This window comes from Blautia sp. 1001283B150304_161114_C9, from assembly GCF_015668165.1.
Classification (GTDB): domain Bacteria; phylum Bacillota; class Clostridia; order Lachnospirales; family Lachnospiraceae; genus Blautia_A; species Blautia_A wexlerae.
The window spans coordinates 1-14067 of sequence record NZ_JADPGO010000001.1; the positions used below are offsets into that span (position 1 = coordinate 1).

Sequence of the window (14067 nt, forward strand, 5' to 3'; positions counted from 1 at the left end):
AAATAAGCCCGCCAAAAGGCGAGCTTATTTAGAATGCTTGTTTATAGGTTATCGCTGAACTACGTTTTCAGGACAGCCCCTCAGGAAATGTTGCTAAAATACTGTTTAGATTTATCATACATACAAAATGGAAATTATCTATTTCTCCTCTTCGTTAAGATCTAGTACAGCGAAAATTAAGTTTCTGCTATATTGATGCAGGATGATTTCTTCAGCTGCAAGGCGGAGGAATGAGGCGTAGCGGTGGCTACGGTGATTGACGACAACGCCGCAGATGAAAAATCAGACAAGTCAATATAGCAGTTACTTAATATTCGCTGTACTAGTTCATTACATATTACTTGCTATCCCTGATACCTTATTCTTTCTACCAGCGTTTCCTTTTTCAGATTACTGCTTAAAACGCAGGAAAGTACAATCTGCAACAGACCGACCAAAAAAATCATAATAAAAATTGGTACGATTGGAACATGATAGATATTCATTCCAAATATTCCATTATGTTTTGCATAGGAAAAAAGTGCATAGCCGAGCGGCAGACCAATGATCAAAGCTACGCATATGGTACCAACCGTAAACATCATTCCCTGTAACTGCAGACATAAATTTAATTGTTTATTTGTCATACCTACTGCCTGTAATACACCATATTCCTGCTTTTTTGTCGTAATATTCATGATTATGGTGTTTGCCATATTCATAAAACCGATGAGTCCTACAACCGCCATAAACAGATAACAGCCAAGCTTCATCATGCGAGCTGTGAATTCTGCAGATTGTAACTGTGCATGATAGGTATCCATTTTTATATGCGAAGTATTAGAAATCAAAGTATTCAGACTCTGTTCCACAGATGCAACATCTTTTTTATCACAGTCCACCCACAGATAGCCATAGGCTGTTCCCCTCGGATTCATGGAACGATATACACCTTCCGGAATGACAAGATAAGTGTCCGCACTTACAAAAGATCCTGCAATCTTTCCCTGATAGGTATAGGTTCCACTTCCATTCTCAAAGTCAAATGCAATGGATTCACCCAGAGCATATCCATCTTGTTCCATCCACGTTGACCAGCCAAAGAAAATATCACCATTCTTTACCGCCTGATCATAGTCCATAGAGCCAATATCCCCTTCTTGGCGCATAAAATCAAAATCATTTTTACTCACAATATCAGCCGGAAATCTTGTTCCGTTCAGATTTACAGAGACAATCTCTCTCGTCATGACATCTGTCACTCCTGGAATGCTTTTGATTTCTTCAATCAGCGAATCATTCAATGGATCATCCGTCAGAATCGTATCCAGATTATTCTCCGGATATCTTTCATCATACTCAGCAGAATAGTCAAGCTGCAGTTCAAATTGTCCATGATTAACTGAAAGACGTGCTTCATGCTCCGTGTCAATATTTCCCACATAATTAGAGATAATCACAAACAATACGCAAGAAAAACCCATTGTGAGGATAGTACCAATGGTTCTTTTGGGATTACCCGTTATATTTGCCATTGCCATAGAAAACACGGTGACATTTTTTCTGCCATTTCGTTTTCCTTTTTTGTGTGTTTCTGCATTTTCTAAATACCGTGTTGCTTCGATAGGTGAAATCCGTGAAACAATTTTCATTGGTTTACGCAGTGCCAAAGCAACGGTAAGAAATGATACGAAAATACAGAGAAGCATAACAGGCAGGGAAAACAGAGGCACCTGCTGATTTTGAACTCCCATAGAGCCAGTTCCGGTTGATACAAGGTTCCCCTGTTCTATCAGCCAGTTAAAACCGCATTTTGCAATCAGAAAACCAAGAAGCAATCCAACTGGTATTGAAGAAATTGTCAAAAACATACCCTCTCTGAAGATCAGTTGTTTCATCTGCTTTTTTGTCGCTCCCAGAGCCTTGATTTTTCCATACTCCTGTATCTTGTTGGCAATACCGACTTGAAAAATATTATAAATGACCACAACAGAGAAAAGTACAATTGCAAGAATCAAAACCCCGCATACCGCAATCATTTCATAACTCGGCTGCAAGACCCATTGCAAATAGAGATCATTGACTATAACGTTTTTTTCTTCGATCCCACAAGCTGCTGCAATCTGCTTTATAACCGAATCAATATTATTCATAGATACATTTGCAGAATCATTTAAAGTAAAATAAATATTATACTGTCTGTCATTCTCTGCGACGTGCTCATCATAAAACTCCTGTGACCCGAAAGCAACATAAGATGCCTCGATGGTATACTCATCCCGATCATATAGGATTCCGCTGACAACAAATTCTTCCGGCTTATATTCTGACTGCATCCCTGCGCGGTAATCCAGTGTAACTGTATCTCCGATCTTTACATCACCATACCCCATTGCACGAAAAAATGCTCTTCCTGCGGCAATTTCCTGCATTTTTTCCGGATACTTTCCTTCCTTCAACTCATATTCTTTATTATAAGGAAGCATTTTTCTTGCAGTCTCATCCATGCAGACAAACCCGCCTTTTTCATTGCCTTTTATGATACCTTCGGTGCACATAGTGCCTATAGCATCTATTTCCGCACGGCGGTTTACTTCTTTTAACTGCGATCCGTCTGCGGAAACAAACAGACCATAATTGCTTCCATATGATCCTGCCGCCTGACTTTTCTGTAAATGAATTACCCCATTTCCCACAGTACTGATGATAACAAGCAGCATCGTGGTCAGACAGATTGCCATCATGATCAGTATACTTCTTGTCCTGTTCCTTTTGTCATTGCTATATGCAATCCTGCTTATTGTCTTCATCTGAAATCCACCACCTGTCCGTCCTCAATCACCAGAATACGGTCAGCGACCTGTGCAATTTCGTCATCATGGGTAATCATTACAATTGTCTGTCCATATTTTTTTGCTGTCATCTTAAGCAGAGCGATTACCTCATCACTGGTCTTAGAATCAAGATTTCCTGTCGGCTCATCTGCAAATATAATTTCCGGACGATTCACCAGTGCTCTTGCAATTGCTACTCTCTGCTGCTGTCCTCCGGATAACTGATTTGGCAGATTATAAATCCGGTTTTCAATCCCCAGAGTTGCAATAATATCATTTACATACGCTTCATCCACTTTTCTTCCATCCAGCCCCAGTGGCAGTACAATATTTTCCCAGACATTAACAGATGAAACCAGATTAAATGCCTGAAAAACAAATCCGATTTTTCTTCTGCGGAAAACAGCAAGGGCATCTTCCTTCATCCTGTATAAATCTTTCCCTGCTAAAGTAACACTGCCTTTTGTCGGGGTGTCTAGCCCTCCAAGCATATGAAGTAATGTACTTTTACCGGAACCTGACTTTCCAACAATTGCGACAAATTCTCCCTGCTCAATCTGAATGTCCACCTGATTGACCGCTTTGACCTGATTCTCACCTGCGCCATAAAACTTACAAAGCTGCTTGGTTTCTAATATCACACTCATGTGTTGCCTCCTTTTCAATTCTGTAAAGCGTACCTTTTCAGCACGCTTTCTTTGCCTGTTTATATATTTGGTCATTTTTCAACCTACATCCAAATTGTATCAGGACAATCTTTCATTTCACTTTCAAAAAACGAGCAGAAATCTTACAGAATTGTAAGATTTCTGCTCACTTAAAATTTAACCAACATATGGTAATTGAATCACAAACGTGCTTCCTTTTTTCTTTTTGCCGGAGGTTACCGTAATCGTACCTGCGTGTTTTTCGATAATTTCTCTCGATAGAAAAAGTCCGATTCCTGTACCACTCTTTTCCATGACCTCCTTGGAACTTCCTCTGTAAAATCGTTGAAAAATTTTGTGATACTCATTCTGCGGAATACCAATTCCCTGATCCTCAATTTCCATTCTTACAAGATCGTTTCTTTTTTGTAACCGGATAAATATTTTTGAACCACACGGACTGTACTTGACCGCATTATCCAGAACGTTGATCACAGCTTCACCAAGCCACCTTTTATCCTGCATAATCGTGCATGTTTCCAGCTCTTTTTCATAGTCAAAAACGAATTCAATTTCTTTCTCATCCGCTTTAGGATAAGTGCGGTTCACAGCAGATATGACAGTATCCATAAGCGGAAGTTTTTTCTTATTAATCTGAATCAGTCCAGTTTCCATCTTGGATATTTCAAGAAGCGACTGCAATAATGTCTCCAGTCCATCCAGAGCACTCCGACAACGGATACGAAACTCCTCCTGTTCTGTGGCACTTAAGTCATTCTGCATCAGCACACTAAAACATGTATCCAAAGCTGCAACCGGTGTCTTTAACTGGTGAGAAATATCAGAAACCATTTCTTTCGTGTTCTCCTTTTCTGCCCTTGCTTCTTCCTTTATCAACTGAATATGATGTCCGATTGCTTCAAGCTGGTCATTCAATTTTTCCAGTTCTGCATGATTTTCCGTTTTCAGTAAATCATCAAATTTATTTTCACGGAATCTGATCAGAATTTCTTCCAACTGGTCTAAAATTTTCTGATGACACGCATCTTCTTTTTTCTTCCAATAAAGTAAAAAAGTCAAAAGAAGCACGCATATCACAGTGCTTACAGCACCGGTCACCATAACCTGATGCCGGAATTGCGAATAAAATGCATTCCCTTTATTCCCCCAGTATCCATATTGCTCCAATAATCGCCTTCCCTGTTCGTTAGTTTCAATATCCTTATCCTTAAGCAATTCCGAAACAGCATCCAGCCCGGAAAATTCTTCCTTTGCAGCAATCTCTGTCATAAGATTCATTTTATATTTATAATCTTCATAAAACACATACGTGGTAAAGCAATTTAATATTGCAAACAATAATATGACAGGTAATACCAAGGAGAGCACTACTGTAATCTTCTTGCGATATCTCTTTGTCACTGCCTTACCTCCTGATTCCATATATACCCAAGACCTCTGATATTCTTTATATAGACCGGTGCAGCCGGATTGTCTTCGATTTTCTCACGGAGTCTTCTGATATTGACAGCGATTGTATTTTCATCCACAAAATCCCCTTCCAGATCAAACACATTTTCCAATATTTGTGTTTTTGAAAGAATCTGTTTCGGATTCTGAAGAAAAAAAGTCAGCATTTTCAACTCCGTTTTTGTCAGACTGATTTCACGACTCTTTATCAGGACTTTCATTTCTCCTGCGATAAATACGATATCTCCCGAAATCATCTTTCCGGCTTCCGTTTTCTCCTGTCTGCGGCGGAAATGTGCTTCTATTTTCAAAAGAAGTACCGAAAGACTAAACGGCTTTGTAATATAATCATCTGCCCCTGCTTCATATCCCATGACCTGATCCATCTCCTGATCTAGTGCTGTAAGACAAATAATGTATGTATTATAATTGCATCTCATCCACCTTACAAATTCCAGTCCATTCCCATCCGGAAGATTCACATCACAAATGGTAACATCCACATTATTATCACTTGCAATTCTTTTCGCTTTTTTCACTGATTCTGCTGAAAAAACCTCATATCCGGATTTTTTCAGTGAAAATGTAATTCCACGATTTAAATTTTCATCATCTTCAACCACGAGTATACTTGGCATAGCATCTGCACCTCTCTTTATTAACTATTCATCTTAAAATGCTTCAATGCCTCCACAATTGCACTCTCTTTATCTTCTGGACACTGCGGTTGCCTGCTATCTTCATTTTTAGGTAAATTATAATTCTTTCCAACCTCAATTCCGCATTTTCTCTTTACCTGTGAGATATACAGATTGGAAACCTTCATGCCGGCATTATGTTCAGCCACATACTTCTTTATCTCATCATATGTAGCCTTAGTCTCTGCAGATGTTATATCCATATCATCAAGTTCAATCGTGACATTAATTAATCATCCGGCTTTTGTTTCAGTTGGGACAAAAGAACAACCGTCTCCACATGAACAGTCTGACAAAATTGATCAACGCAACAGGCTTTTTCCAGCTTATATCCTGCCGCCAGAAATGCCGGAAGATCTCTTGCCAGGCTGGTCGCTTTGCAGGAAATATATACAATATGGTCTACCCCATAAGAAAGAATCTTCGGCAATGCTTTGGGATGGATTCCATCCCTTGGCGGATCCAGAATGATCACATCCGGTTTCTCCGTCAGATCATCCAGGACTTTAAGGACATCTCCTGCAATAAATTTGCAATTACTCAGGTTATTCAGTGCTGCATTCTGTTTTGCAGCTTCTACTGCCTCTTCCACAATTTCCACACCTATCACTTCGTCCGCTACGGAGGCTGCAAGCTGGGCAATCGTTCCGGTTCCGCTGTAAAGGTCGAACACTACTTTATCCTTTGTATCTCCGATATACTCACGTACAATAGAATAAAGCACTTCCGCAGCCAGTGAATTAGGCTGGAAAAATGAAAATGTACTGATCTTAAATCGCAGTCCCAGAAGCGTTTCATAAAAGAAATCCTGACCGTAAAGGATACGTGTCTCATCACTCTGCACCACATCAGAAAGAGAATCATTGATAATATGCATGATTCCCACAATTTTACCCTCCAACGGAAGTGCAAGAAGTTCTTCTTTCAGAGATTCCAGATCATGTTCTTCCTGACTGGTGGTAATCACATGGACCAGAATCTCTCCTGTAGTCACACCGCGGCGGAGAAGCAGATGGCGCAGATATCCTGTATGCTGCATCTTTTTATAATAGGAAACGTTTCGTTTCAGGAAGTATTCATGCACACAAGTCAGGATTTTCGTCATATCTTCATGAACCAGTTGACAGTCATCTGCTGTAAGAACATCATAGGTACTGCCTTTTTTGTGCAGACCCAGCGTCAACGGACCATCCTTATATGCATCACCAAAGGAGAATTCCATTTTATTTCGATATCTGAATTCAATGGGACTTCCATGAATTCCCTCCCACTGGTAATCAGTGCCGTTCAATGCACCATCCAACAGTTCACGAACCTGACATTCTTTCATTTTGAGCTGGTTTTCATAGGACATGGTCTGATACATGCATCCTCCACATTCCGGAAAAATGCTACAGACCGGTTCTCTTGTTTCAAGCGGAGACTTCTCCAACACTTCCAGAAGTCTTCCCTCTGCACGTCCGGAACGCTTCTTATTGATCATAAAACGAACTTTCTGTCCGGGCATTCCGTTCTTTACGGTAACTTTTTGTCCGTCTGTTATCACAATTCCCTTATTGGGAAAATCTACTTTCTCAATCACGCCTTCATAAATTTCGCCTTTTTTCATATAACCTCCATAAAAATAGCCCCGGTATAAGCCGGAGCTATTCTTCCATTTTCATATTACAGGTAATTATTCTTCTTCATCTTCGAAATAATCGTCGAAGTCATCGTCAAAATCCTCTTCAAAATCTTCCAGATAATCCGGAGCAAAGAAATGATATACAGCAAATGCGATACCTGCTACTGCTGCAACTGCGCCAATGATTGCCAGTACCCAGAGGACTGTATTTTTTTCTTTCTCTTCTTCTTTTCTGTTTAATGCTGATAATAATTCTTCAATTTTGATATTCATAATCGCACCATCCTCTCAATAATTCATCAGCTGACACTTAACACTTCTGCCGTCTGCTGTTTAATGAAATTATTATAACACTTTTTCTGTAATTTTACCATAAGATATCTGCATTTATTCTATACTTTTGTTAGTTTCTTTATTATAATGATATCAGGGGGTTACTGTTCACACAATCCCGAGATATACAATCCAAAATTCCATTGCCGCAGGCAATCTGGAATGAATTTTGCCCCTGACTTAAAAATATGCCGACAGCAACGATCTGATAAGAGAGGATAAATACTTATGGTAGAAACACTTTTTTTTGATCTTGATAATACATTACTTGATTTTAACCGGGCAGAAAGAGCAGCTATCGCAAAAACTCTGGAAAGTTTTCACATTGCTCCCGAGCCTTCAATTCTGAAACGTTACAGTGAGCTCAACCTCGCCCAGTGGAAGCTTCTTGAACAGGGCAAGATCACCAGAGACCAGGTAAAACTTCGGAGATTCCGGCTTCTTTTTGCAGAGCTGAATGTGGATGTACCTGCAAAAGAAGCTGCACATACCTATGAAACTCTTCTGTCCCAGGGACACTATTTCATAGATGGTGCAGAAGAATTGCTCGAAACTCTTTACGGTCAATACCGGATGTATCTGGTTACAAACGGTACCTTAAGTGTCCAGAAGGGACGGCTTAAAAGTTCCGGAATTTCCCGTTACTTTGAGGGTATTTTTATCTCCGAAGAACTGGGATACAATAAACCGGGCAGGGAATACTTTGACTGCTGTTTCTCCAGAATCCCTGATTTCCATAAGGAAACAGCAGTAATCATCGGGGACAGCCTGACCTCTGATATCCAGGGCGGCATCAATGCCGGAATCCGCACGATCTGGTTTAATCCCAGCCATGAGAAGACTTCAGAAATCATCCCTGATCATGAATTTGACAGTCTTATGAAACTTCCTGAACTCCTGTCTCATATATAAAGCGGATAAAATCGTTCGCCTTACTGCTTATTGCTTTTCGCAGCCTCCGCAGGTGACTTAAGTCACCTGCCCCATTACTATATTTTTTTCAGCTTTGCAAATCCTGCGAACATTTTCTTTATTCCCACTTTGTCAAAATCAACAGTGACTTCATAATCTCTTCCGCCATCTACAATATCTTTGACAATTCCTACACCAAATTTAATGTGGCGGACAGTGTCTCCCACTTCGTAATCCAGTGTAGCAGCCTTCGTCACTTTAAATTCTCTGGGCTTGAATGTTTTCGTCTCAAAAGCCATTTTCATTTTTGCAAGGTTTCTGTCTGCCTGAATCATCTCTTCAATCTTTTTCTTCTTTTCCTGAGCTTCCTGTCCCAGATCCACAAGCTCCCGCGGAATTTCACGTACAAATCTGGATACTTTATTATACTGTACTTCTCCCCGGAGCATCCGCTGTCTGGCACTTGTCAGCGTCAGATCCTCCATAGCTCTTGTGATACCCACATAACAGAGCCTTCTCTCTTCTTCCAGATCAGATCTGTCATCTGATATAATGGACATATAAGACGGAAACATCCCATCTTCCATTCCTGCGAGAAATACTCTCGGAAACTCCAGACCTTTGGCACTATGTAGTGTCATAAGAAGCACATAATCCTGATCCGGATCCACGCTGTCAATGTCTGCGATCAGTGCAATCTCCTCGAGAAAACCTGAAAGCGTGGCAGTCTGTCCCTGTTCTTCCATTGCTTCCTGATAGGATTCTGTCTTGGAAATAAGTTCATCAATATTCTCGATTCTTGCCTTCGATTCATCTGTATCTTCAGCCTGCAGCTCTGCCACATATCCGGTAAGTTCAATCACTTCTTCCAGAAGTTCACGTACTGTATAAGACTCTGCCTTACTTTTTAAACTCTGAATAAAGGTTACAAATCCATCAATCTTTGAAAGGCTTCTTCCAATAGACGGGACCTCCTCTGCCACACGCAAGGCATCATAGAAACTCACACTCATTTTATCCGCATAATCCTGTATTCTGCCAAGAGTTGTGGCTCCGATTCCACGCTTCGGTACATTGATGATACGGCGGACTGCCAGATCATCTCTGGAATTGTCAATTGTCTTCAGATAACATAACAGGTCTTTGATTTCTTTACGCGCATAGAAATTCACACCGCCTACAATCTTGTAAGGGATATTCGCAAGAAGACACTTCTCTTCAAAGAGTCGTGACTGTGCATTGGTCCTGTACAGAACTGCACAGTCTTTATACTTCGCACCATTCTCTCTGTGAGCTCTGGAAATCTCGCCTACCACATACTCTGCTTCCTCATATCCGTTCATGAACTGGCGGAAATGGATTCGTTCCCCCTCCGAATTCTCAGTCCAGAGTGTTTTTGATTTACGTGAAGTATTGTTTGCGATCACCGCATTGGCTGCATTCAGAATATTCTTTGTGGAACGGTAATTCTGTTCCAGACGGATAACTTTTGCATCTGGAAAAACATGCTCAAATCCAAGAATATTTCCTATATTTGCACCGCGGAATTTATAGATAGACTGGTCATCATCACCGACTACACAGAGGTTTTCATATTTAGAGGCCAACAGGCTTATAAACTTAAACTGTGCAGTATTGGTATCCTGATACTCATCCACCATGATATATCTGAAACGTTCCTGATAGTTTTCCAGAACATCTCCGCAGTTCTGAAAAAGCTCTACGGTCTTTACGATCAGATCATCAAAATCCAGCGCATTATTTCTGCGCAAAGCAGCCTGATATTCCCGATATACCTCAGCAACCTTCTTTTTAACAAAGTCCCCACCTGCATTCAGTTCCATCTCATCCGGTGTGATCAGTTCATCTTTTGCATGGGAAATCTGTGCCAGAAGAGAACGTTCCTTTGTTTTCTTGGTGTCAATATTCAGTTTTCTGCATACTTCTTTCATCAGAGTTTTCTGATCTTCTGTGTCATAAATAGCAAATCTGGTATCATATCCAAGACGGTCAATATAACGACGCAGAATACGCACACAGGTAGAATGGAATGTGGAAACCCATACGCTCTCGGAACCAAATCCGACTATTTTATCTACACGTTCTCTCATCTCACTGGCTGCTTTATTTGTAAATGTGATAGCCAGAATGTTCCAGGGATTGATTCCCTTTTTATCTATCAGGTAAGCAATGCGGTGGGTTAGTACTCTTGTCTTTCCCGAACCCGCTCCCGCAAGGATCAGCAGTGGACCTTCTGTATGGTAAACCGCTTCCTGCTGCTGAGGATTTAATGTACTATAAATATCGCTCATATTTTCTCCTGTCTTCTTCCTGTACGGTACATTATTTTACAAACAACCATGCTGATCAACAAGTTGATTCCTGCAACAATCTTTCAGATTCAAAATATGTACCGGTTACCGTTTACATCTCTCGAAATATTTTTTGTGCCTGAACAGGCATATATCTTTATGATTATACACAAAAATCTGTTCGCCTACAACTGATTCCTGTAAATTCAAGCGGATATAATTTTGTAATTAGTGAAAAAAACATTTACAAGTAGTATTTAAAACTATATAATAAGGAACAGAGGTGATGAAAGATGACAATCGATGATAAAGATATGATAAACAGCATTCTGGAAAGTGTATCCAGGATTGACTATATTAAACCGGAAGACATCCCAAATATTGATTTATATATGGATCAGGTGACAACCTTTATGGAAGAACAGCTCGTTTCTTCTAAACGTTACGCAGACGACAAGATTCTCACCAAGACTATGATCAACAATTATGCAAAGAATAAGCTCCTTCCCCCGCCTGAGAAGAAACGTTATTCCAAAGAACATGTGCTGATGCTGATTTTTATTTACTATTTCAAGAATATTCTTTCCATCAATGATATCCAGACTCTGCTCACACCGATTGCGCAGAAATATTTTAAATCCATGACTGAGAAAGATATGACTTATATTTATAATGAAGTTTTCAGCATGGAAAAGGAACAGATTGAATCCCTGAAAAAAGACCTTCTGCGCAAATACAAAACAGCACAGGATACTTTCGGGGACGCAGATGAAGAAGATCAGGCGAATCTGAAAAGATTTTCCTTTATCTGTCTGTTAAGCTTTGATGTTTATGTAAAAAAGATGATGATCGAGCATATAATCGACGGGATGAATCCGGAATCGGAGCATAATTCCAAAAAGAAAAAATAATATTTCAAAAAGCAGCAGATTTTTCCTGATTTTGAAAATCTGCTGCTTTTATATGTCATAGAAATAATGATTATGCTATTTTTCCCTCTGCCGTCAGAGCCGCTTCCTTATCGACTGTGTTGATACCGATAATAACTGTATTATTTTTCCACTGCCTTAAATGTAAATCTGATTGGCTGGTAGTCACCTGTTGTCAGTGGCAGAGGCAGACCTGCCTTCATAAGAGCTGCACCTGTATATACTTTTCCTGTTGCTGTGTCTTCGTATTTCATATCAGCATCCAGCCCCTGTGGGTAGAAAAGATAAATATAAGGATTTGCTTCACTGTGGAGTCTTACTCCGCATACAACCGTTTCTTTCTTATCTTTTGATACGAACTGCCAGAGTACATGGTTGTTGTTTTCGAATGGATTCACCAGACGATAGTAGTCTCCGGACTGTACCAGATGCTCCATTTCTTTATACTTCAGAATCTGCTCTCTGGCTGTCTTTTTCTCTTCTTCGGACATCTTCATCAGATCCAGCTCATAGCCAAAGGTACCTGCGGATGCAACAATTCCTCTTGTCTCAAAAGGAGTCGTTCTTCCGGACTGATGGTTCGGGCATACGCTGACATGTGCGCCCATTGCACTTATGGGATATCCGAAGGATGTACCATACTGGATTTTCAGTCTGTCAATAGCATCTGTATTGTCACTGCACCAGATCTGCGGAGAATAGTAAAGCATTCCCGCCTCAAATCTTCCGCCTCCGCCTGAGCAGGACTCAAACAGAAGATCCGGATATCTCTGTACCAGGCTTTCCATCATTTCATAAACAGCCAGCACATATCTGTGGTAAACCTCTCCCTGACGTTCCTTTGGAAGAGCTGCTGAGAATACGTTATCTACGCTTCGGTTCATATCCCATTTCACATAATCAGCCTTGCATGCATCCAGAACCTTAAAAATCTGATTCATAATATGTTCGCGTACTTCTTTTCTGGTAATATCCAGATTTAACTGATGTCTGCTTCGGTTCATGGCACGTCCCGGGATCTTTAGTGCCCAGTCCGGATGCTCTCTGTAGAGATCACTGTCCTCAGAGATCATCTCCGGTTCTACCCACAGACCGAATTTCAATCCAAGTCCATGAATCTTCTCTGCAAGTGCGGGAAGTCCGCCTTTAATCTTCTCTTCATTTACTTCCCAATCACCAAGTGCACACCAGTCATTGTCTCTCTTTCCAAACCATCCGTCATCCAAAACAAACATATCCAGTCCGATATTTTTTGCCTCTTCTGCAATGTGGTAAATCTTATCTGCGTCAAAATCAAAATAAGTTGCTTCCCAGTTATTTACCAGGATCGGTCTTGGCTGCTCTGTATATTTGCTGCGGATCAGATTGCTTCTGTATGCATCATGATAAATCCTGGAAAGCTTTCCGAAGCCTTCTGCTGAGTATGCCATGATCACTTCCGGTGTCTCAAAACTCTCTCCCTGTTCCAATGTCCAGGAGAAATGATATGGATGGATTCCCATTGCCACACGGGTATGTCCTACCTGGTCCACTTCTGTTTCAAATAAGAAGTTTCCACTGTATGCAAGTGCATATCCATAGCAGTCTCCATAAGTTTCCTCTGTATTTCTATCACAGAGGATTACAAATGGATTGTGATGGTGGCTGGAAGTTCCGCGGATACTTCCCACAGACCAGTTGCCATGACCAAGGTGAGTTCTCTCCATCTGGCGTTCCATAACGTGCCTGCCATAGAAATGGACTGCATCCAGTTCTCTGTATTCATAGTCCATTTCCATAGACATTGCTTTTTTTACTGTAACCGGTGCTGTACCTGTATTTTCCAGGCGTACCGCTCTGGTAATCACATCAAGATGAGGAAATACACCATAGAGAAGATGTGCTTTCAGTCCGCTGACACGGTCTGTCAAAACAATTTCCAGTGTCTCTGCCTCATCTTCCTTTGCAAACATTGCAGGAAGCCCTTTCAGGCTGTACTTTCCTTTTGTAATCTCATAGGACTCAAATTTCAGATTTGCAGTATCACTGCCGTCTGCCTGCTCTGTCTCCAGGCCATTGATACGATAATCACCATTTCCATATGCAGTATATTCCTGTGGCAGGGTATCTAATGAAAATGTTCTGTCCTTTTCTGCCTCATAAGGATTTCCTGAAAATCCTCTGTCCACACATACGATCCTGTCTGTGATCAGTGCATCGCCTACCGGACTTCCATAATACAGATGAACCAGAGTATCATACTCTCTTACCTGCATCTGATAAGTGCTGTGCTCTGTTCTCAGGTCGAATACTTTCTCTGCCTCGTGATATTTAATCCATTCCATACTCT

At 40.7% G+C, this 14067-nt stretch carries 11 protein-coding genes; 2 read left to right on the forward strand and 9 right to left on the reverse strand.

Going from position 1 to position 14067, the window contains the following annotated elements; translation table 11 throughout:
• Positions 1-344 precede the first annotated feature (344 nt).
• The 7 genes from I4V44_RS00005 to I4V44_RS00035 all read right to left on the reverse strand — a co-directional run bounded on the left by I4V44_RS00005 (position 345) and on the right by I4V44_RS00035 (position 7525).
• Positions 345-2789, reverse strand: a complete 2445-nt coding sequence (locus I4V44_RS00005; protein WP_196002110.1) for an ABC transporter permease — start codon at positions 2787-2789, stop codon at positions 345-347.
• Positions 2786-3460, reverse strand: coding sequence for an ABC transporter ATP-binding protein (locus tag I4V44_RS00010; protein ID WP_006426335.1), 675 nt, complete (start codon positions 3458-3460; stop codon positions 2786-2788). Before I4V44_RS00010 ends, I4V44_RS00005 begins: the two co-directional genes overlap by 4 nt.
• A gap of 177 nt (positions 3461-3637) precedes the next feature.
• A complete protein-coding gene (locus I4V44_RS00015) occupies positions 3638-4903 on the reverse strand; it encodes a sensor histidine kinase (protein ID WP_008706583.1) in 1266 nt (421 codons plus the stop codon).
• Positions 4879-5568 (reverse strand): response regulator transcription factor, encoded by a 690-nt coding sequence (locus I4V44_RS00020; protein ID WP_196002111.1) that lies wholly within the window; start codon positions 5566-5568, stop codon positions 4879-4881. Before I4V44_RS00020 ends, I4V44_RS00015 begins: the two co-directional genes overlap by 25 nt.
• A gap of 20 nt (positions 5569-5588) precedes the next feature.
• Entirely contained in the window at positions 5589-5831 is a 243-nt protein-coding gene (locus I4V44_RS00025; protein WP_117576305.1) for a tRNA (uracil-5-)-methyltransferase, read from the reverse strand.
• Between the two features lie 26 nt (positions 5832-5857).
• Entirely contained in the window at positions 5858-7237 is a 1380-nt protein-coding gene (gene rlmD, locus I4V44_RS00030; RefSeq protein ID WP_055052661.1) for a 23S rRNA (uracil(1939)-C(5))-methyltransferase RlmD, read from the reverse strand.
• 66 nt (positions 7238-7303) lie between these two features.
• A complete protein-coding gene (locus I4V44_RS00035) occupies positions 7304-7525 on the reverse strand; it encodes a hypothetical protein (RefSeq protein ID WP_008706577.1) in 222 nt (73 codons plus the stop codon).
• Positions 7526-7813: 288 nt separating this feature from the next.
• Here I4V44_RS00035 and I4V44_RS00040 point away from each other — a divergent pair, with 288 nt between their 5' ends.
• Positions 7814-8497 carry a YjjG family noncanonical pyrimidine nucleotidase gene (locus I4V44_RS00040; protein WP_118330153.1) on the forward strand — a complete coding sequence of 228 codons (684 nt, stop codon included), beginning with the start codon at positions 7814-7816 and terminating at the stop codon, positions 8495-8497.
• A gap of 77 nt (positions 8498-8574) precedes the next feature.
• Here I4V44_RS00040 and pcrA read toward each other — a convergent pair whose 3' ends face one another.
• Positions 8575-10809: a DNA helicase PcrA gene (gene pcrA / locus I4V44_RS00045; protein WP_118617435.1), complete on the reverse strand. Its 2235-nt coding sequence runs from the start codon at positions 10807-10809 to the stop codon at positions 8575-8577.
• 293 nt (positions 10810-11102) lie between these two features.
• On the opposite strand from pcrA, the gene I4V44_RS00050 reads away from it, so the two are divergent.
• On the forward strand, positions 11103-11720 hold the full coding sequence (locus I4V44_RS00050; RefSeq protein ID WP_026649969.1) for a DUF1836 domain-containing protein: 618 nt from the start codon (positions 11103-11105) through the stop codon (positions 11718-11720).
• A gap of 140 nt (positions 11721-11860) precedes the next feature.
• Here the strand turns inward: I4V44_RS00050 and I4V44_RS00055 are convergent, their stop codons facing one another.
• Positions 11861-14062, reverse strand: a complete 2202-nt coding sequence (locus I4V44_RS00055) for an alpha-galactosidase (protein ID WP_178688248.1) — start codon at positions 14060-14062, stop codon at positions 11861-11863.
• Positions 14063-14067: the final 5 nt, after the last annotated feature.

Bases quoted from the DNA above. Each gene is read 5' to 3' on its own strand.
- I4V44_RS00035 (WP_008706577.1), bottom strand. From the start codon at position 7,525: ATGAATATCAAAATTGAAGAATTATTATCAGCATTAAACAGAAAAGAA.
- I4V44_RS00015 (WP_008706583.1), bottom strand. From the start codon at position 4,903: ATGGAATCAGGAGGTAAGGCAGTGACAAAGAGATATCGCAAGAAGATT.
- I4V44_RS00040 (WP_118330153.1), top strand. From the start codon at position 7,814: ATGGTAGAAACACTTTTTTTTGATCTTGATAATACATTACTTGATTTT.
- I4V44_RS00050 (WP_026649969.1), top strand. From the start codon at position 11,103: ATGACAATCGATGATAAAGATATGATAAACAGCATTCTGGAAAGTGTA.
- I4V44_RS00055 (WP_178688248.1), bottom strand. From the start codon at position 14,062: ATGGAATGGATTAAATATCACGAGGCAGAGAAAGTATTCGACCTGAGA.
- pcrA (WP_118617435.1), bottom strand. From the start codon at position 10,809: ATGAGCGATATTTATAGTACATTAAATCCTCAGCAGCAGGAAGCGGTT.
- I4V44_RS00020 (WP_196002111.1), bottom strand. From the start codon at position 5,568: ATGCCAAGTATACTCGTGGTTGAAGATGATGAAAATTTAAATCGTGGA.
- rlmD (WP_055052661.1), bottom strand. From the start codon at position 7,237: ATGAAAAAAGGCGAAATTTATGAAGGCGTGATTGAGAAAGTAGATTTT.
- I4V44_RS00010 (WP_006426335.1), bottom strand. From the start codon at position 3,460: ATGAGTGTGATATTAGAAACCAAGCAGCTTTGTAAGTTTTATGGCGCA.
- I4V44_RS00005 (WP_196002110.1), bottom strand. From the start codon at position 2,789: ATGAAGACAATAAGCAGGATTGCATATAGCAATGACAAAAGGAACAGG.
- I4V44_RS00025 (WP_117576305.1), bottom strand. From the start codon at position 5,831: ATGGATATAACATCTGCAGAGACTAAGGCTACATATGATGAGATAAAG.